At 60.1% G+C, this 12,669-nt stretch carries 11 protein-coding genes; 8 read left to right on the top strand and 3 right to left on the bottom strand.

What is annotated here, in order from left to right:
- The first annotated feature begins 7 nt into the window (after positions 1 to 7).
- The 6 genes from O9X91_RS04440 to O9X91_RS04415 all read left to right on the top strand — a co-directional run bounded on the left by O9X91_RS04440 (position 8) and on the right by O9X91_RS04415 (position 6,091).
- A complete protein-coding gene (locus tag O9X91_RS04440; protein WP_077981709.1) occupies positions 8 to 802 on the top strand; it encodes a thymidylate synthase in 795 nt (264 codons plus the stop codon).
- On the top strand, positions 799 to 1,326 hold the full coding sequence (locus O9X91_RS04435; protein WP_137410668.1) for a dihydrofolate reductase: 528 nt from the start codon (positions 799 to 801) through the stop codon (positions 1,324 to 1,326). The genes O9X91_RS04440 and O9X91_RS04435 overlap by 4 nt, the downstream gene beginning before the upstream one ends.
- 143 nt (positions 1,327 to 1,469) lie before the next feature.
- Positions 1,470 to 2,588 (top strand): FtsH protease activity modulator HflK, encoded by a 1,119-nt coding sequence (gene hflK, locus O9X91_RS04430; RefSeq protein ID WP_077981711.1) that lies wholly within the window; start codon positions 1,470 to 1,472, stop codon positions 2,586 to 2,588.
- Between the two features lies 1 nt (position 2,589).
- Positions 2,590 to 3,513: a protease modulator HflC gene (gene hflC / locus O9X91_RS04425; RefSeq protein WP_077981712.1), complete on the top strand. Its 924-nt coding sequence runs from the start codon at positions 2,590 to 2,592 to the stop codon at positions 3,511 to 3,513.
- A gap of 192 nt (positions 3,514 to 3,705) precedes the next feature.
- Positions 3,706 to 5,250 carry a Do family serine endopeptidase gene (locus tag O9X91_RS04420; RefSeq protein WP_269833424.1) on the top strand — a complete coding sequence of 515 codons (1,545 nt, stop codon included), beginning with the start codon at positions 3,706 to 3,708 and terminating at the stop codon, positions 5,248 to 5,250.
- Between the two features lie 91 nt (positions 5,251 to 5,341).
- Positions 5,342 to 6,091, top strand: a complete 750-nt coding sequence (locus tag O9X91_RS04415) for an SDR family oxidoreductase (RefSeq protein WP_269833425.1) — start codon at positions 5,342 to 5,344, stop codon at positions 6,089 to 6,091.
- Between the two features lie 25 nt (positions 6,092 to 6,116).
- On the opposite strand, the gene O9X91_RS04410 is transcribed toward O9X91_RS04415, so the two are convergent.
- Positions 6,117 to 6,680, bottom strand: a complete 564-nt coding sequence (locus tag O9X91_RS04410; protein ID WP_269833426.1) for a GNAT family N-acetyltransferase — start codon at positions 6,678 to 6,680, stop codon at positions 6,117 to 6,119.
- Positions 6,677 to 7,567, bottom strand: a complete 891-nt coding sequence (gene serB, locus O9X91_RS04405; RefSeq protein WP_269833427.1) for a phosphoserine phosphatase SerB — start codon at positions 7,565 to 7,567, stop codon at positions 6,677 to 6,679. The genes O9X91_RS04410 and serB overlap by 4 nt, the downstream gene beginning before the upstream one ends.
- Here serB and miaA point away from each other — a divergent pair.
- Positions 7,566 to 8,462 carry a tRNA (adenosine(37)-N6)-dimethylallyltransferase MiaA gene (gene miaA, locus O9X91_RS04400; protein WP_269833428.1) on the top strand — a complete coding sequence of 299 codons (897 nt, stop codon included), beginning with the start codon at positions 7,566 to 7,568 and terminating at the stop codon, positions 8,460 to 8,462. The two genes, serB and miaA, sit on opposite strands and share 2 nt — an antisense overlap.
- 7 nt (positions 8,463 to 8,469) lie before the next feature.
- Here the strand turns inward: miaA and O9X91_RS04395 are convergent, their stop codons facing one another.
- The gene (locus O9X91_RS04395) at positions 8,470 to 10,479 is read right to left on the bottom strand and encodes an ATP-binding protein (protein WP_142911590.1); all 2,010 of its coding nucleotides are present in this window, start codon (positions 10,477 to 10,479) and stop codon (positions 8,470 to 8,472) included.
- Positions 10,480 to 10,861: 382 nt separating this feature from the next.
- Between O9X91_RS04395 and O9X91_RS04390 the strand changes: the two genes are divergently transcribed.
- The gene (locus O9X91_RS04390) at positions 10,862 to 12,655 is read left to right on the top strand and encodes an acetolactate synthase 3 large subunit (protein ID WP_142911589.1); all 1,794 of its coding nucleotides are present in this window, start codon (positions 10,862 to 10,864) and stop codon (positions 12,653 to 12,655) included.
- Positions 12,656 to 12,669: the final 14 nt, after the last annotated feature.

The following is a 12,669-nucleotide window of genomic DNA, read 5'->3' as shown; positions in this document are numbered from 1 at the left end:
AGAACGTATGAAACAATATCTCGATCTTCTCCGGCATGTGATGGAAACCGGCTCCGACCGTGGAGACCGCACCGGCACGGGCACGCGCTCGGTGTTCGGTTACCAGATGCGTTTTGATCTTGCGCAAGGTTTTCCGGTTCTCACCACCAAGAAACTGCATCTGCGCTCCATCATTCATGAACTGCTGTGGTTTTTGAAGGGCGACACCAATATCGCCTATCTCAAGGAAAACGGCGTTTCCATCTGGGATGAATGGGCTGACGAAAACGGCGATCTCGGTCCGGTCTATGGCGCGCAGTGGCGCTCCTGGCCGGCGCCTGACGGGCGCCATATCGACCAGATCGCGCTTCTGATCGAGGCTCTGAAAACCAATCCGAACTCCCGCCGTCACATCGTTTCGGCCTGGAACCCGGCGTTGGTGGACGACATGGCGCTGCCGCCCTGCCATTGCCTGTTCCAGTTCTATGTTTCCGATGGAAAGCTGTCCTGCCAGCTTTATCAGCGTTCGGCCGACATTTTCCTCGGCGTGCCGTTCAACATCGCGTCCTATGCGCTGCTGACGCTGATGGTGGCGCAGGTCACCGGCCTGAAGCCGGGCGATTTCGTCCATACGCTCGGCGATGCGCATATCTATGCCAATCATTTCGAACAGGCGAGGCTGCAGATGACGCGTACGCCCAAGGCGTTGCCGACGATGCGACTCAATCCGGATGTGAAGGACCTTTTCGCCTTTAAGTTCGAGGACTTTACGCTGGAAAACTACGAGGCCGATTCAAGCATCAAGGCGCCGATCGCGGTATGAGCGAGCCGCGCGTCACCATCATCGTCGCGGTATCCGAAAACGGCGTCATTGGCCGCGACCTCGACATGCCATGGAAACTCTCCACCGACCTCAAGCGCTTCAAGGCGACGACGATGGGCAAGCCGCTCATCATGGGGCGCAAGACGTTTTTATCCGTCGGCGAGCGTCCATTGCCGGGCCGCCCGCATATCATCGTCAGCCGCAATGCCGATTACCGACCACAAGGTGTCGATGTCGTCTCGTCGCTGGATGAGGCCGTCAGGCTTGCAAAGACGAAGGCTTCGGAACTGGGCGTGGACGAGGTTTTTGTCGCCGGCGGCGGTGAGATTTACCGTCAGGCCATGCCCTTTGCCGATCAACTTTCCGTCACCCATGTGGCGGTAAAACTCGATGGCGACACTTTTTTTCCGGAAATCGATCCCGCCGTTTTTGAGAAAACCGAGGAAATCCCCGCTCCTGCGGGGGAAAAGGACAATTATCCGGTTCTGTTTACCACTTATGTGCGAAGAGCCGCGGCAAAGTGAACTATTTACCCGGATCGGGTATTTAGTTACCACCTCTGCGTTGAAACGGACGCTTCTCCTTCCTATAACGGGTCCATATTCCCGCCGCACGCGAGCAATCGCTTTCGAACGGAACCGGGAGAGGCTTTTATAAAGAGGTATTGATGCCCTGGAGCAATCAGAATGGCGGCGGCGGCCCTTGGGGCGGCGGCGGTGGAGGAAACAACCAGGGCGGCGGCGGCGGCCCTTGGGGGCAGGGGCCTAACCGGCCTCGCGGCGGCGGCGGCGGCAATGGCGGCCCGCCCGATCTCGAAGAGATCATCCGGCGCAGCCAAGACCGTTTCAAGAATGTGTTGCCCGGCGGCTTCAACGGCGGCGCAATCGCCATTGTGGTTCTCGTCGTGCTGGTTTTTCTCGGCATCCAGTCCATCTATACCGTCCAGCCGGATGAGCGCGGTGTGGAACTGCGTTTTGGACGTCCCAAGGACGAAATCTCGATGCCCGGCCTGCATTTCCATCTGTGGCCGATCGAGACGGTGGAAATCGTCAAGGTCACGGAACAGCAGCAGAATATCGGCTCGCGCGCCTCGTCGTCTTCGTCGAGCGGCGTGATGCTGACGGGCGACCAGAACATCGTCAACGTGCAGTTCTCAGTGCTCTATACGGTTTCAGATCCGAAATCCTATCTCTTCAACGTCGACAGCCCGGCCGAAACGCTGCAGCAGGTTTCCGAGAGCGCCATGCGCGAAGTCGTCGGTCGTCGTCCGGCACAGGACATTTTCCGCGACAACCGCCAGGCAATCGCTTCTGACGTGCGCAGCATCATCCAGTCCACCATGGACGGTTATGGTGCCGGCATCTCCATCAATGCCGTTGCCATTGAAGATGCGGCGCCGCCGCGCGAAGTGGCCGATGCCTTCGACGAAGTGCAGCGTGCCGAACAGGACGAAGACCGTTTCGTTCAGGAAGCCAACCAATACGCCAACCAGAAGCTCGGTGCCGCCCGCGGTCAGGCCGCGCAGATCCTCGAAGAGGCGAACGCTTACAAATCGCGCGTCGTCAACGAGGCACAGGGTGAGGCGCAGCGCTTCATTTCCATCTATGACCAGTATCGCACGGCGCCTGACGTGACCCGTCAGCGTATGTTCCTGGAAACGATGGAGCAGGTTCTGAAGGGCTCCAACAAGATCATCATCGACGAGAAACAGGGCGTGGTGCCTTATCTGCCTCTGAACGAGATCATGCGCAACAATCCGGGCGCAGCACAGCAGGGAGGCAACTGATATGGGTAACCGTCTTACGGCCGTTCTTGTCGGTCTCGCCGTCCTGCTTTTCCTCGGTTATTCGTCGATCTTCGTGGTCAACGAGCGCCAGCAGGCCATCGTCGTCCGCTTCGGTCAAATCCAGGACGTGAAAACGTCACCTGGCCTGTATTTCAAGCTGCCCTTCGCCTTCATGGATGCCGACCGGGTGCAATATGTCGAGAACCGGGCGCTGCGCTTCGATCACGACAATATCCGTGTTCAGGTTTCCGGCGGCAAATTCTACGAGGTTGACGCCTTTGTGGTCTATCGCATCACGGATGCACGCCGCTTCCGGCAGACGGTCTCGGGTGACCAGATGTCGGCGGAATCGCGCCTGCGCACCCGTCTCGATGCGTCGCTGCGCCGGGTCTACGGTCTGCGCGGCTTCGAATCGGCGCTTTCGGATGCGCGTGCATCGATGATGCAGGAAGTGCGTGACGATCTGCGCCCCGATGCGGAATCGCTCGGCATCAGCATCGTCGATGTCCGCATCCGTCGCACGGACCTCACGCAGGAAGTCTCGCAGCAGACCTTCGAGCGCATGAAATCGGAACGTTTGGCTGAAGCCGAACTGATCCGCGCCCGCGGTAACGAAGAAGCACAGCGCCGCCGTGCCATCGCCGACCGTCAGGTCGTCGAATTCGAGTCGGACGCCCGCCGTCAGTCCGAAGTGCTGCGCGGTGAAGGCGATGCCGAACGCAACAAGGTGTTCGGCGAGGCTTTCCAGCGCGATCCTAGCTTCTTCGAGTTCTATCGCTCCATGTCTGCCTACGCCAATGCGTTGAACGGCACCGGCACGACGCTGGTCCTGTCCCCGGATTCGACCTTCTTCCGTTATTTCAACAATATCGACGGTGCGGCACCTGCCGCTCCCGCCGCCCCTGCGCCAGCGCCGGCGAACTGATAACGGATCAATTGATTTTGGAGGGGCCGGTTTTTACCGGCCCTTTCTTTTTGGTCCGTTTTCGTGCCAATGCTGTGGCTAAGGGCAAGGCGTTCCCGCCTGTTCACGAAAAGGTATTTTTACACTTCATCATTCCGCCTTATGCTTTGACGATATAAGCAGGGCATGACGATTTGAAACGCGAGGACGCTTATGGCCGTGACCCTTCTTTCGCCTTTTCGCAGCAGCATCGCCGCCGTTGCGGGCATCGCGCTTGTGGCGGGCAGCCTTTCGGCGCCGGTTGCGGCAAGAGCGCAGAGCCACGGGCCGGAATCGGTGGCCGATCTCGCCGAGCCGCTGCTCGATGCGGTGGTGAATATTTCCACATCGCAGAACGTCAAGACCACGGGCAAAGGCCCGGTTCCGCCGCGTCTGCCGGAGGGCTCGCCCTTCCAGGAATTCTTCAAGGACTATTTCGACAGCCAGAAGCCCGAGGGCGGTGAAAAGGTGAGTTCGCTGGGTTCGGGTTTCGTCATCGATCCGGCGGGCTACGTTGTCACCAACAACCACGTCATCGAGGGTGCCGACGCCATCGAGGTGATTTTCCCGAATGGTTCGAAACTCAAGGCGACGCTTGTTGGCACAGACACCAAGACCGACCTTTCCGTCTTGAAAGTGGAGCCGAAAGCGCCTTTGAAAGCCGTCAAGTTCGGTGATTCGCGCAGCATGCGCATCGGCGACTGGGTGATGGCCGTCGGCAACCCCTTCGGCCTCGGTGGTTCGCTGACCGTGGGCGTCATTTCCGCACGCGGCCGCAACATCAATGCCGGCCCCTATGACAATTTCATCCAGACGGATGCGGCGATCAACAAGGGTAACTCCGGCGGTCCGCTTTTCAACATGAAGGGCGAGGTCATCGGCATCAATACGGCGATCATTTCACCGAGCGGCGGTTCGATCGGTATCGGTTTTGCCGTGCCGACGGAGCTTGCGCAGAATATCGTGCAGCAGCTCATCGAATTCGGCGAGACCCGCCGCGGCTGGCTCGGCGTTCGCGTTCAGCCGGTCACTGATGATGTGGCCGCGAGCCTTGGCATGGATAGCGCCAAGGGTGCGCTTATTTCAGGCGTAGCCAAGGGCGGACCGGTGGAGAACGGCCCAATCCAGGCTGGCGATGTCGTCCTGAAATTCGACGGCAAGGACATCAATGAGATGCGTGATCTCCTGCGCATCGTGGCAGAAAGCCCGGTTGGCAAGGAAGTCGATGTTGTTGTCTATCGCGACGGCAAGGAAGAGACCGTGAAGGTCAAGCTTGGTCAATTGCAGGATACGGCCGACGAAAAGGCCTCGACCGACGAGCAGCAGAGCGAAGACGGCGACGGTGGCATGGTTGTGCCCGAAGACAATGACGGTGGCGACGATCAGGCACAGGACCAGACGCCGGAAGTGCGTGAAGCACCGCAGAGCGTGCTCGGCATGAACCTCGTGGTGCTGAGCAACGAGTTGCGTACCGAAAAGGGCATTGCCGAAAGCGTGGAAGGCGTGCTGGTGGCCAGCGTCGATCCCGGTTCCCCGGCCGAACAGAAGGGCATGAAGGCCGGCGATGTGATCGTTGAAGTCGGTCAGGATTTCATGGAAGTTCCGGGCGATGTGCTGGTCCGTGTCAATGGGCTGAAATCCGAAGGCCGCAAAAATGCGCATATGATGGTGGCGGATGCGCAGGGCAATCTGCGTGTCGTGGCGCTGCCGCTGGAATAAGCCGCTTTTTCACCCGCTCCGGCAGGAATCGGGTGGCTGCAACCTCGTCATCTCCCTATCCCTTGGCCTCCATTCAACGGAGGCCAAGGATATGAAACTACTCGACAATAAAGTTGCCATCATCATCGGCGCGTCATCCGGCATCGGTCGCGCGACGGCGACGCTGTTTGCCGCTCACGGCGCTGCCGTCGTCATCAATGCGCGTGGCGAGAAGGCGCTGGAGGAGGTTGCTGGCGAGATCAGTGGAGCCGGTGGCCGTGTACACGCAGTTGCCGGTGACGCCGGTGTTGCGGAAACCCATGCGCGGCTGACAGATGCGGCTACAAGCGTGTTCGGCGGGGTCGATATCGCCGTCAACAATGCGGGCGGCGTTGGTGCGGCGAAGCCGATGGCGGAGATTTCGCCTGACGAATGGGCCTATGTCCTCAACGTCAACCTGACGTCCGCCTTTCTGGGGGCGCGCTATCAACTTCCCGCGATGTTGCAGCGAGGCGGCGGATCCATCGTCTTCACCTCAAGCTTCGTCGGCACTAGCGTCGGCATCCCCGGCATGTCCGCCTATGGCGCTGCGAAGGCGGGTCTGATGGGTCTGGTGAAAGGCATTACCGCCGATTATGCCGTGAGCGGCATTCGCGCCAATGCGCTGTTGCCCGGCGGTGTCGACACGCCCATGGCCGGTGATCAGGCGCAAAAGGACTGGGCCGCCGGGCTGCATGCGATGAAACGCATTGCCGAGCCGGAGGAAATCGCGCAGGCCGCTCTTTTCCTCGCAAGCCCGATGGCAAGCTTCGTCGCCGGAGCGGCGCTGTTTGCCGATGGCGGCAATGCGGCGGTGAAGTGACCTTCGGAACTGGCGGGCAGGCGTCCTATCGCGCCCGCCATTCCTCCAGCGTCAGCGCGTAGGTGACGTGCGGTCGCAGATGTGGGTGGGTATCTTCCGGCACGCGCGGATGGTCGAAATCGCGGGACGGGTCACGTTTGAGGCCGATGCGCTCCATCACTGCCGTCGAACGGTGGTTATCGTGGACGGCAAAGGAGACGATTTCCGGCGTTTCCTTTTCGTCGAAGGCCATGACGAGCAGCGATTGCGCGGCTTCGGTGACATAACCATTCCCCCAGAAGCGGGTGGCGAGCCGCCAGCCGATTTCCATGGTGCCGAGCGGGAAGGGCGGATCGAGGTTCATGACGGGCGATATGCCACAGAAGCCCATGACCTCTCCGGTTTCGCGCAGTTCCATCGCATAAAAACCATAGCCGCTGCCGCGGATCATGCCGTTGATGGTTTCCAGCACCGCGTCGGCTTCCGCATGGCTGCGGCGGAAGGGGAAAAATTCCATGACCTTTTCATCCGCATTGATTTCGCGGAACAGGTCGCGGTCGCTCTCCTTCCACTCGCGCAGAATGAGCCTTTGTGTCTCACGAATGATCATGGAATGACAAAATCCGTCTTGCGATAGCCCTGGATGTAGAGGAGCGCTGTCAGGTCGCCATGGTCGATACGCATCTGCGCTTCGGCGGCGACGGCCGGCTTGGCGTGGAGGGCAACGCCTGAACCCGCCACATGCAGCATGCCGAGATCGTTGGCGCCATCGCCGACCGCCATCGCCTCATCAGGGGAAATGCCAAGCTTTGCGGCAATGTCGTTCAGCGCATCCACCTTGGCCTGTTTGCCGAGAATGGGTTCGGCAACAGTGCCATCAAGCTCGCCATTGGCTTCGCCGAGCAGATTGGCGCGGTTCTCGTCAAAACCGAGCATGGCGGCGACGCGACCGGTGAAAACGGTGAAGCCGCCGGAAACGAGGGCGGTATAATAACCTTTCGCCTTCATGGTGGCGATCAGTTCCCTGCCGCCCGGTGTCAGCGTGATGCGCTTTTCGATGACGTCATCGATGACGGAGACCGGCAGGCCCCTCAGCAGCGCCACGCGCTCACGCAGAGCCGGCTCAAAAGCGATCTCGCCGTTCATGGCGCGGGCGGTGATGGCGGAGACCTTGTCCTTCAGACCGACTTCGGCCGCCAGTTCGTCGATGCATTCCTGGCCGATCATGGTCGAATCCATGTCGGCGATCAAAAGCTTCTTGCGCCGCTGATCCTGTTCCTGGATGGCGACATCGATCGGTTTTCCGGCAAGCGCGGCGGCAAGAGCGCTGCGTGCCTGTTCGGCGGCGGTGCCGGAGGGCAGGGCGATATCGCAGGCAATGCCATCGGCTAGCCAGTAGAGGCCCGATGCGTTGACGGCCTTCGCGGCCGCTTCGCCGAGGGCCGGTGTCAGAACGGGATTTGACGGATTGGCGATAAGCGTGGCAACGAGAGCCATGATGAAAAACCTTGATGAGAATTTTGATGCGATCCTGATAACCGGCCCAACGGCAAGCGGCAAGTCCGCGCTTGCGCTTCGTTTGGCGCGGGAGCGGGACGGCGTTGTCATCAATGCCGACAGCATGCAGGTTTACGACACGTTGCGGGTGCTGACGGCACGACCGTCCGAAGAGGAGATGGAAGGCATACCGCATCTTCTCTACGGCCACGTGCCAGCGAGCTGCCTCTACTCAACCGGCGAATGGCTGCGGGAGATTTCCTGCCTGCTTGCAGATTTGCGCGAGCAGGGGCGTTTGCCCGTCATCGTCGGCGGTACGGGGCTTTATTTCAAGGCGCTGACGGGTGGGCTTTCCGACATGCCCGCCATTCCCGATGATATCCGCGATGGCTTGCGTGCCCGGCTGATCGGGGAGGGGGCGGCTGCGCTCCATGCCGAACTCGCACGGCACGATCCGGCCATGGCGGATTTGCTGCAGCCGGGAGATGGCCAGCGTATCGTCCGAGCGCTGGAGGTTATCAAGGCGACCGGAAAGTCGATCCGGGATTTTCAACGCGCCAGCGGCCCGATGATCGTCGATCCCGACCGGGCGCAGAAATTCGTCGTCCTGCCGGAGAGGCCGGTGCTGCATGACCGCATCAACCGCCGTTTCGAGATGATGGTGGACAGCGGTGCGGTGGAAGAGGTGCAGGCGCTTCTCGCGCTTGATCTTGCACCGGATGCAACGGCGATGAAGGCGATCGGCGTTTCTCAGATAGCCGATATGCTGGCGGGACGCATGAGCCAGGCGGAGGTGATCGAAAAATCGGCGGCCGCGACCCGGCAATATGCCAAACGGCAGATGACCTGGTTCCGTAACCAGATGGGCGACGACTGGACGCGAATCCAGCCCTGAAACGGGCCTAGTCCTTGCGGTAGAGGCTGCCGAGCGGCTTCTTCAACAGGCTTTCGCGCAGCGAAGGGCGCGTCTCGCCGGGCGACGGGCCATTCTGGGCCTGCATCTGGAAACCGGCCTTGCGCAACTCGTTGACTGCGCCGGAAGTGGGGTCCGTCGAAGCGTTGGAGGGTGGCGCAGACAGCGCCCGCCCGGGCAGCATGTCCGGGCGATAGGGCTCATACCCCTCAGCTGCGGGCGTTCCCAGTTCACGCTTCCAGCTGTCGATCTCGTCCGTTGCCCGGCTTGGCGGGGCCGGTTCGGGGAGATCGGAGAAAGCCGCTTCGACGCTTTGCTGGAAACCGGTGATGACGGGTTTCGGCGTGGCGCGCATGCGGGTGACGATATTGTTCAGATCGACCGTGTCAGGGGTTTCATGGTTCGTATGGTTGATGGTGCCGCTCGCTTTCGGCAATTTCGCGGTGGCCACGCGGTCGAAACGCATGCGCATCGGCACATTCACGGCCTCGCCGAAGGCGATGGCTTCGCCATTGCCGATGGAAGACAGAAAGCTGGTGGTCGAGGTCGATGCGTTCGGTACGGCGGAGAGAATGATCTTCTGGTCGATCTCGTTCGACAGCCGCATGGCGAAAACGGTCGAACATTGCGACAGGATGGTCTGGTCCAGCTCGCTTGGCCGCTGGCTGATGACGCCGAGCGAAATGCCGTATTTGCGGCCTTCCTTGGCGATCTGAGCGATGGATTGCCGGGTAGGGAAAAAGCCGCGCTCGGGGTCGGCGGGCACATAACGGTGCGCTTCCTCGCAGACGACAAGCATATGCAGCGAGCCGCGCGCCAGCACCGCCAGTTCGAAGGACATGCGGCAGAGGACGGAGACCACCGAATTCACCACTTCGGAGGGGATGCCGGAAAGCTGGAATACTGAAATCGGCTTGCCTTCCCCGGGAATACGGAAAATATGCGCCACCGTCTCCAGAATGGTGTCGCTGATCGTATTGCTGGAGAACATGAAATTATAGCGTGTGTCGTTGATGGCCGAGAGGATACGGCCTTTCAGAGAGCGCAGCGCGGGTTTTTCGCTGCGCCCTTCCAGTCGACCGATACGCTCGTCGATGAGGGCGAGAAGATCGGCGATGCGGTAGGGCACCGGCGTATCCGGTGTGATCGCGCTCTTGTCAGATGTGCGGCGCACGGCGGAACCCTCGGTGCCGCGAAACGCTTTTTTCGCTTCCGGAACGAGGTCGCGAAGGACATCCATTTCTTCCGGCATGGGTTTACGTCCGCGGAAAATCACTTCCGCAAATTCTTCAAGGCGCATCAGCCAGAAGGGAAGGTCCAGCGTGTCGGTATCGATGACGACGGCATGATCGGGAAAAGCGGCCGCGAATTCATTATGCGGATCGAGAATGAGGACGCGTAATTTCGGGTCGGTCTCGATTGCCTTGTTCAGAAGCAGCGAAACGGCGGTGGTCTTGCCCACGCCCGTCGATCCGACGACGGCGAAATGTTTGGCGAGCATCTGCGGAATGCTGATGGTGGCGTTGATCGTATCGTCCTGAGTCAGCCTGCCGATGACGCAGCCATCACGCTTGCCGCTGTCGTAAATCTTGGCAAGATCGCTGGTGCGGATGCGATGCGCCACCGCGCCGAGATAAGGGTAACGGGAGATGCCGGTGGAAAAGCGCTCGCTGCCGTCCTCGGTGCGATAGACCTCGCCCACCAGCTCAACGTCGATCAGCAGCCTGTTCGGCCTGTCCGCCGCCCAGTATTCTTCACCGGTGCGCATGGCAAAGACGAGGGCCGCGACACGGCTCGTTCCCATTTCGATGGATATCAGGCGGCCGACAGACCAGAGCTGCGACGCATCGGTGGTGCCCGGTTCGGTTTCGGCCGCAATTGTGGCGTGCGCACCGTTGCAGGCGATGACGCGGCCGAGCATGCGGTTTGCCGGCTGCTCGCCGGATCGCCGTTCGTTTTCGTCCATGCGGGACGCGTTATGAGACGTGTCGTTATTCACATTTTTTCCCGGTACATGCGGATGATCGCGTTGGTTCGGGCAGCATCTGCGCTCTCGAGACTAAAAGATTATGCTTAACAACAGGTGTATTGGCCGCGTTCGAAAATTTCGCCAAAGTCCGCTTTCGGGCAATAAAAGAAGGCGGCGGTGATTTTTTCCTGCAATATGCGTTGACGGCTGGGGCGTTTGTGGCTAACACTCCGGCCCATGAAAAATCTTAACGTACTTATCGTGGTGGGACGGCGCATGGGCAGGATGGTGTAACCATCCGGCGAAAGCACCCATGCGCTGAACGAGGCTCCTCTAGGGGCCTTTTTTTATGTCTTCAAACAGGCCCTCGGGCTCCTCGATATCCAAAGCCAAAGCGGGATGGAAACAGGCAATGACGGATAAGGACAATACGGAAAACAGCAATCGCATGACCGGTGCGGAGATCGTTCTGCAGGCGCTGAAGGATAACGGCGTCGAGCACATCTTCGGTTATCCCGGCGGTGCCGTTCTTCCGATTTATGACGAGATTTTCCAGCAGGAAGACATTCAGCACATTCTCGTGCGTCATGAGCAGGGTGCCGGCCACGCGGCCGAAGGGTATGCCCGCTCCACCGGCAAGGTCGGCGTCATGCTCGTTACCTCCGGCCCTGGCGCCACCAATGCGGTCACCCCGCTGCAGGATGCGCTGATGGATTCCATCCCGCTCGTCTGCCTGTCCGGCCAGGTTCCCACCACGCTCATAGGCTCGGACGCGTTCCAGGAATGCGACACCGTCGGCATCACGCGCCCCTGCACCAAGCACAACTGGCTGGTCAAGGACGTCAACGAGCTGGCCGGCATCATTCACGAGGCCTTCCGCATTGCGCAGACTGGCCGCCCGGGTCCTGTCGTTGTCGATATTCCGAAGGACATCCAGTTCGCCACCGGCACCTATACGCCGCCTTCCGCCGCCGTTCAGCAGAAGAGCTACAAGCCGAAGGTTCAGGGCGACCTCAACGCCATCCATGCCGCCATCGAGTTGATGTCCAAGGCAAAGAAGCCGGTTTTCTATACCGGCGGTGGCGTCATCAATTCCGGTCCGGAGGCAACCCGCCTGCTGCGCGAACTGGTCGAGCTGACCGGTTTCCCGATCACGTCGACGCTGATGGGCCTTGGCGCCTATCCGGCGTCCGGCAAGAACTGGCTCGGCATGCTGGGCATGCACGGTTCCTACGAAGCCAATATGACGATGCATGATTGCGATGTCATGGTCTGCATCGGCGCGCGTTTCGACGACCGTATTACCGGACGCATCAATGCGTTTTCGCCGAATTCCAAGAAGATCCATATCGATATCGATCCGTCTTCGATCAACAAGACCGTTCGTGTCGATGTGCCTGTTATCGGCGATGTCGGCCATGTCCTGGAAGATATGGTGCGCCTGTGGCGTGCTCTGCCGAAGAAGCCGGAGAAGACGCAGACCGCAGAGTGGTGGTCACAGATCGAGCGCTGGCGTGCCCGCAACTCCTTCGCCTATAAGAATTCCAACGATGTCATCATGCCGCAATATGCCTTGCAGCGGCTTTACGAAGCGTCGAAGGGTCGCGACACCTACATCACGACAGAAGTTGGCCAGCACCAGATGTGGGCCGCGCAGTTCTTCGGCTTCGAGGAGCCGAACCACTGGATGACTTCGGGCGGCCTCGGCACGATGGGTTATGGCCTGCCGGCGGCCATCGGCGTGCAGGTCGCGCATTCCGAAGCATTGGTCATCGACATTGCCGGTGACGCCTCGATCCAGATGTGCATTCAGGAAATGTCCTGCGCCATCCAGTATGGTCTGCCGGTGAAGATCTTCATTCTCAACAACCAGTATATGGGCATGGTGCGGCAATGGCAGCAGCTGCTGCACGGCAACCGCCTGTCCAACTCCTATACCGAAGCCATGCCTGACTTCGTCAAGCTGGCGGAAGCCTATGGCGCGGTTGGCATGTATTGCGACGATCCGAAGGAACTGGACGACAAGATTGCCGAGATGATTGCGGTCAACAAGCCTGTCATCTTCGATTGCCGCGTCGCCAATCTTGCCAATTGCTTCCCGATGATCCCGTCTGGTAAAGCCCATAACGAGATGCTGTTGCCGGATGAGGCGACGGATGAAGCCGTTGCCAACGCCATTGATGCCAAGGGCCGTCAGCTAGTCTGAGCCGGGAGAGGAAA

Source organism: Agrobacterium salinitolerans, from assembly GCF_027498475.1.
GTDB classification, from domain to species: Bacteria; Pseudomonadota; Alphaproteobacteria; order Rhizobiales; family Rhizobiaceae; genus Agrobacterium; species Agrobacterium salinitolerans.
Note: the sequence above shows the minus strand (reverse complement) of the source record. Positions and strands in the feature narration are given on the sequence as shown.

Excerpts from the sequence above, each read along its gene's own strand:
- O9X91_RS04440 (WP_077981709.1), top strand. The coding sequence starts at position 8 with ATGAAACAATATCTCGATCTTCTCCGGCATGTGATGGAAACCGGCTCC.
- O9X91_RS04435 (WP_137410668.1), top strand. The coding sequence starts at position 799 with ATGAGCGAGCCGCGCGTCACCATCATCGTCGCGGTATCCGAAAACGGC.
- hflK (WP_077981711.1), top strand. The coding sequence starts at position 1,470 with ATGCCCTGGAGCAATCAGAATGGCGGCGGCGGCCCTTGGGGCGGCGGC.
- hflC (WP_077981712.1), top strand. The coding sequence starts at position 2,590 with ATGGGTAACCGTCTTACGGCCGTTCTTGTCGGTCTCGCCGTCCTGCTT.
- O9X91_RS04420 (WP_269833424.1), top strand. The coding sequence starts at position 3,706 with ATGGCCGTGACCCTTCTTTCGCCTTTTCGCAGCAGCATCGCCGCCGTT.
- O9X91_RS04415 (WP_269833425.1), top strand. The coding sequence starts at position 5,342 with ATGAAACTACTCGACAATAAAGTTGCCATCATCATCGGCGCGTCATCC.
- O9X91_RS04410 (WP_269833426.1), bottom strand. The coding sequence starts at position 6,680 with ATGATCATTCGTGAGACACAAAGGCTCATTCTGCGCGAGTGGAAGGAG.
- miaA (WP_269833428.1), top strand. The coding sequence starts at position 7,566 with ATGATGAAAAACCTTGATGAGAATTTTGATGCGATCCTGATAACCGGC.
- serB (WP_269833427.1), bottom strand. The coding sequence starts at position 7,567 with ATGGCTCTCGTTGCCACGCTTATCGCCAATCCGTCAAATCCCGTTCTG.
- O9X91_RS04390 (WP_142911589.1), top strand. The coding sequence starts at position 10,862 with ATGACGGATAAGGACAATACGGAAAACAGCAATCGCATGACCGGTGCG.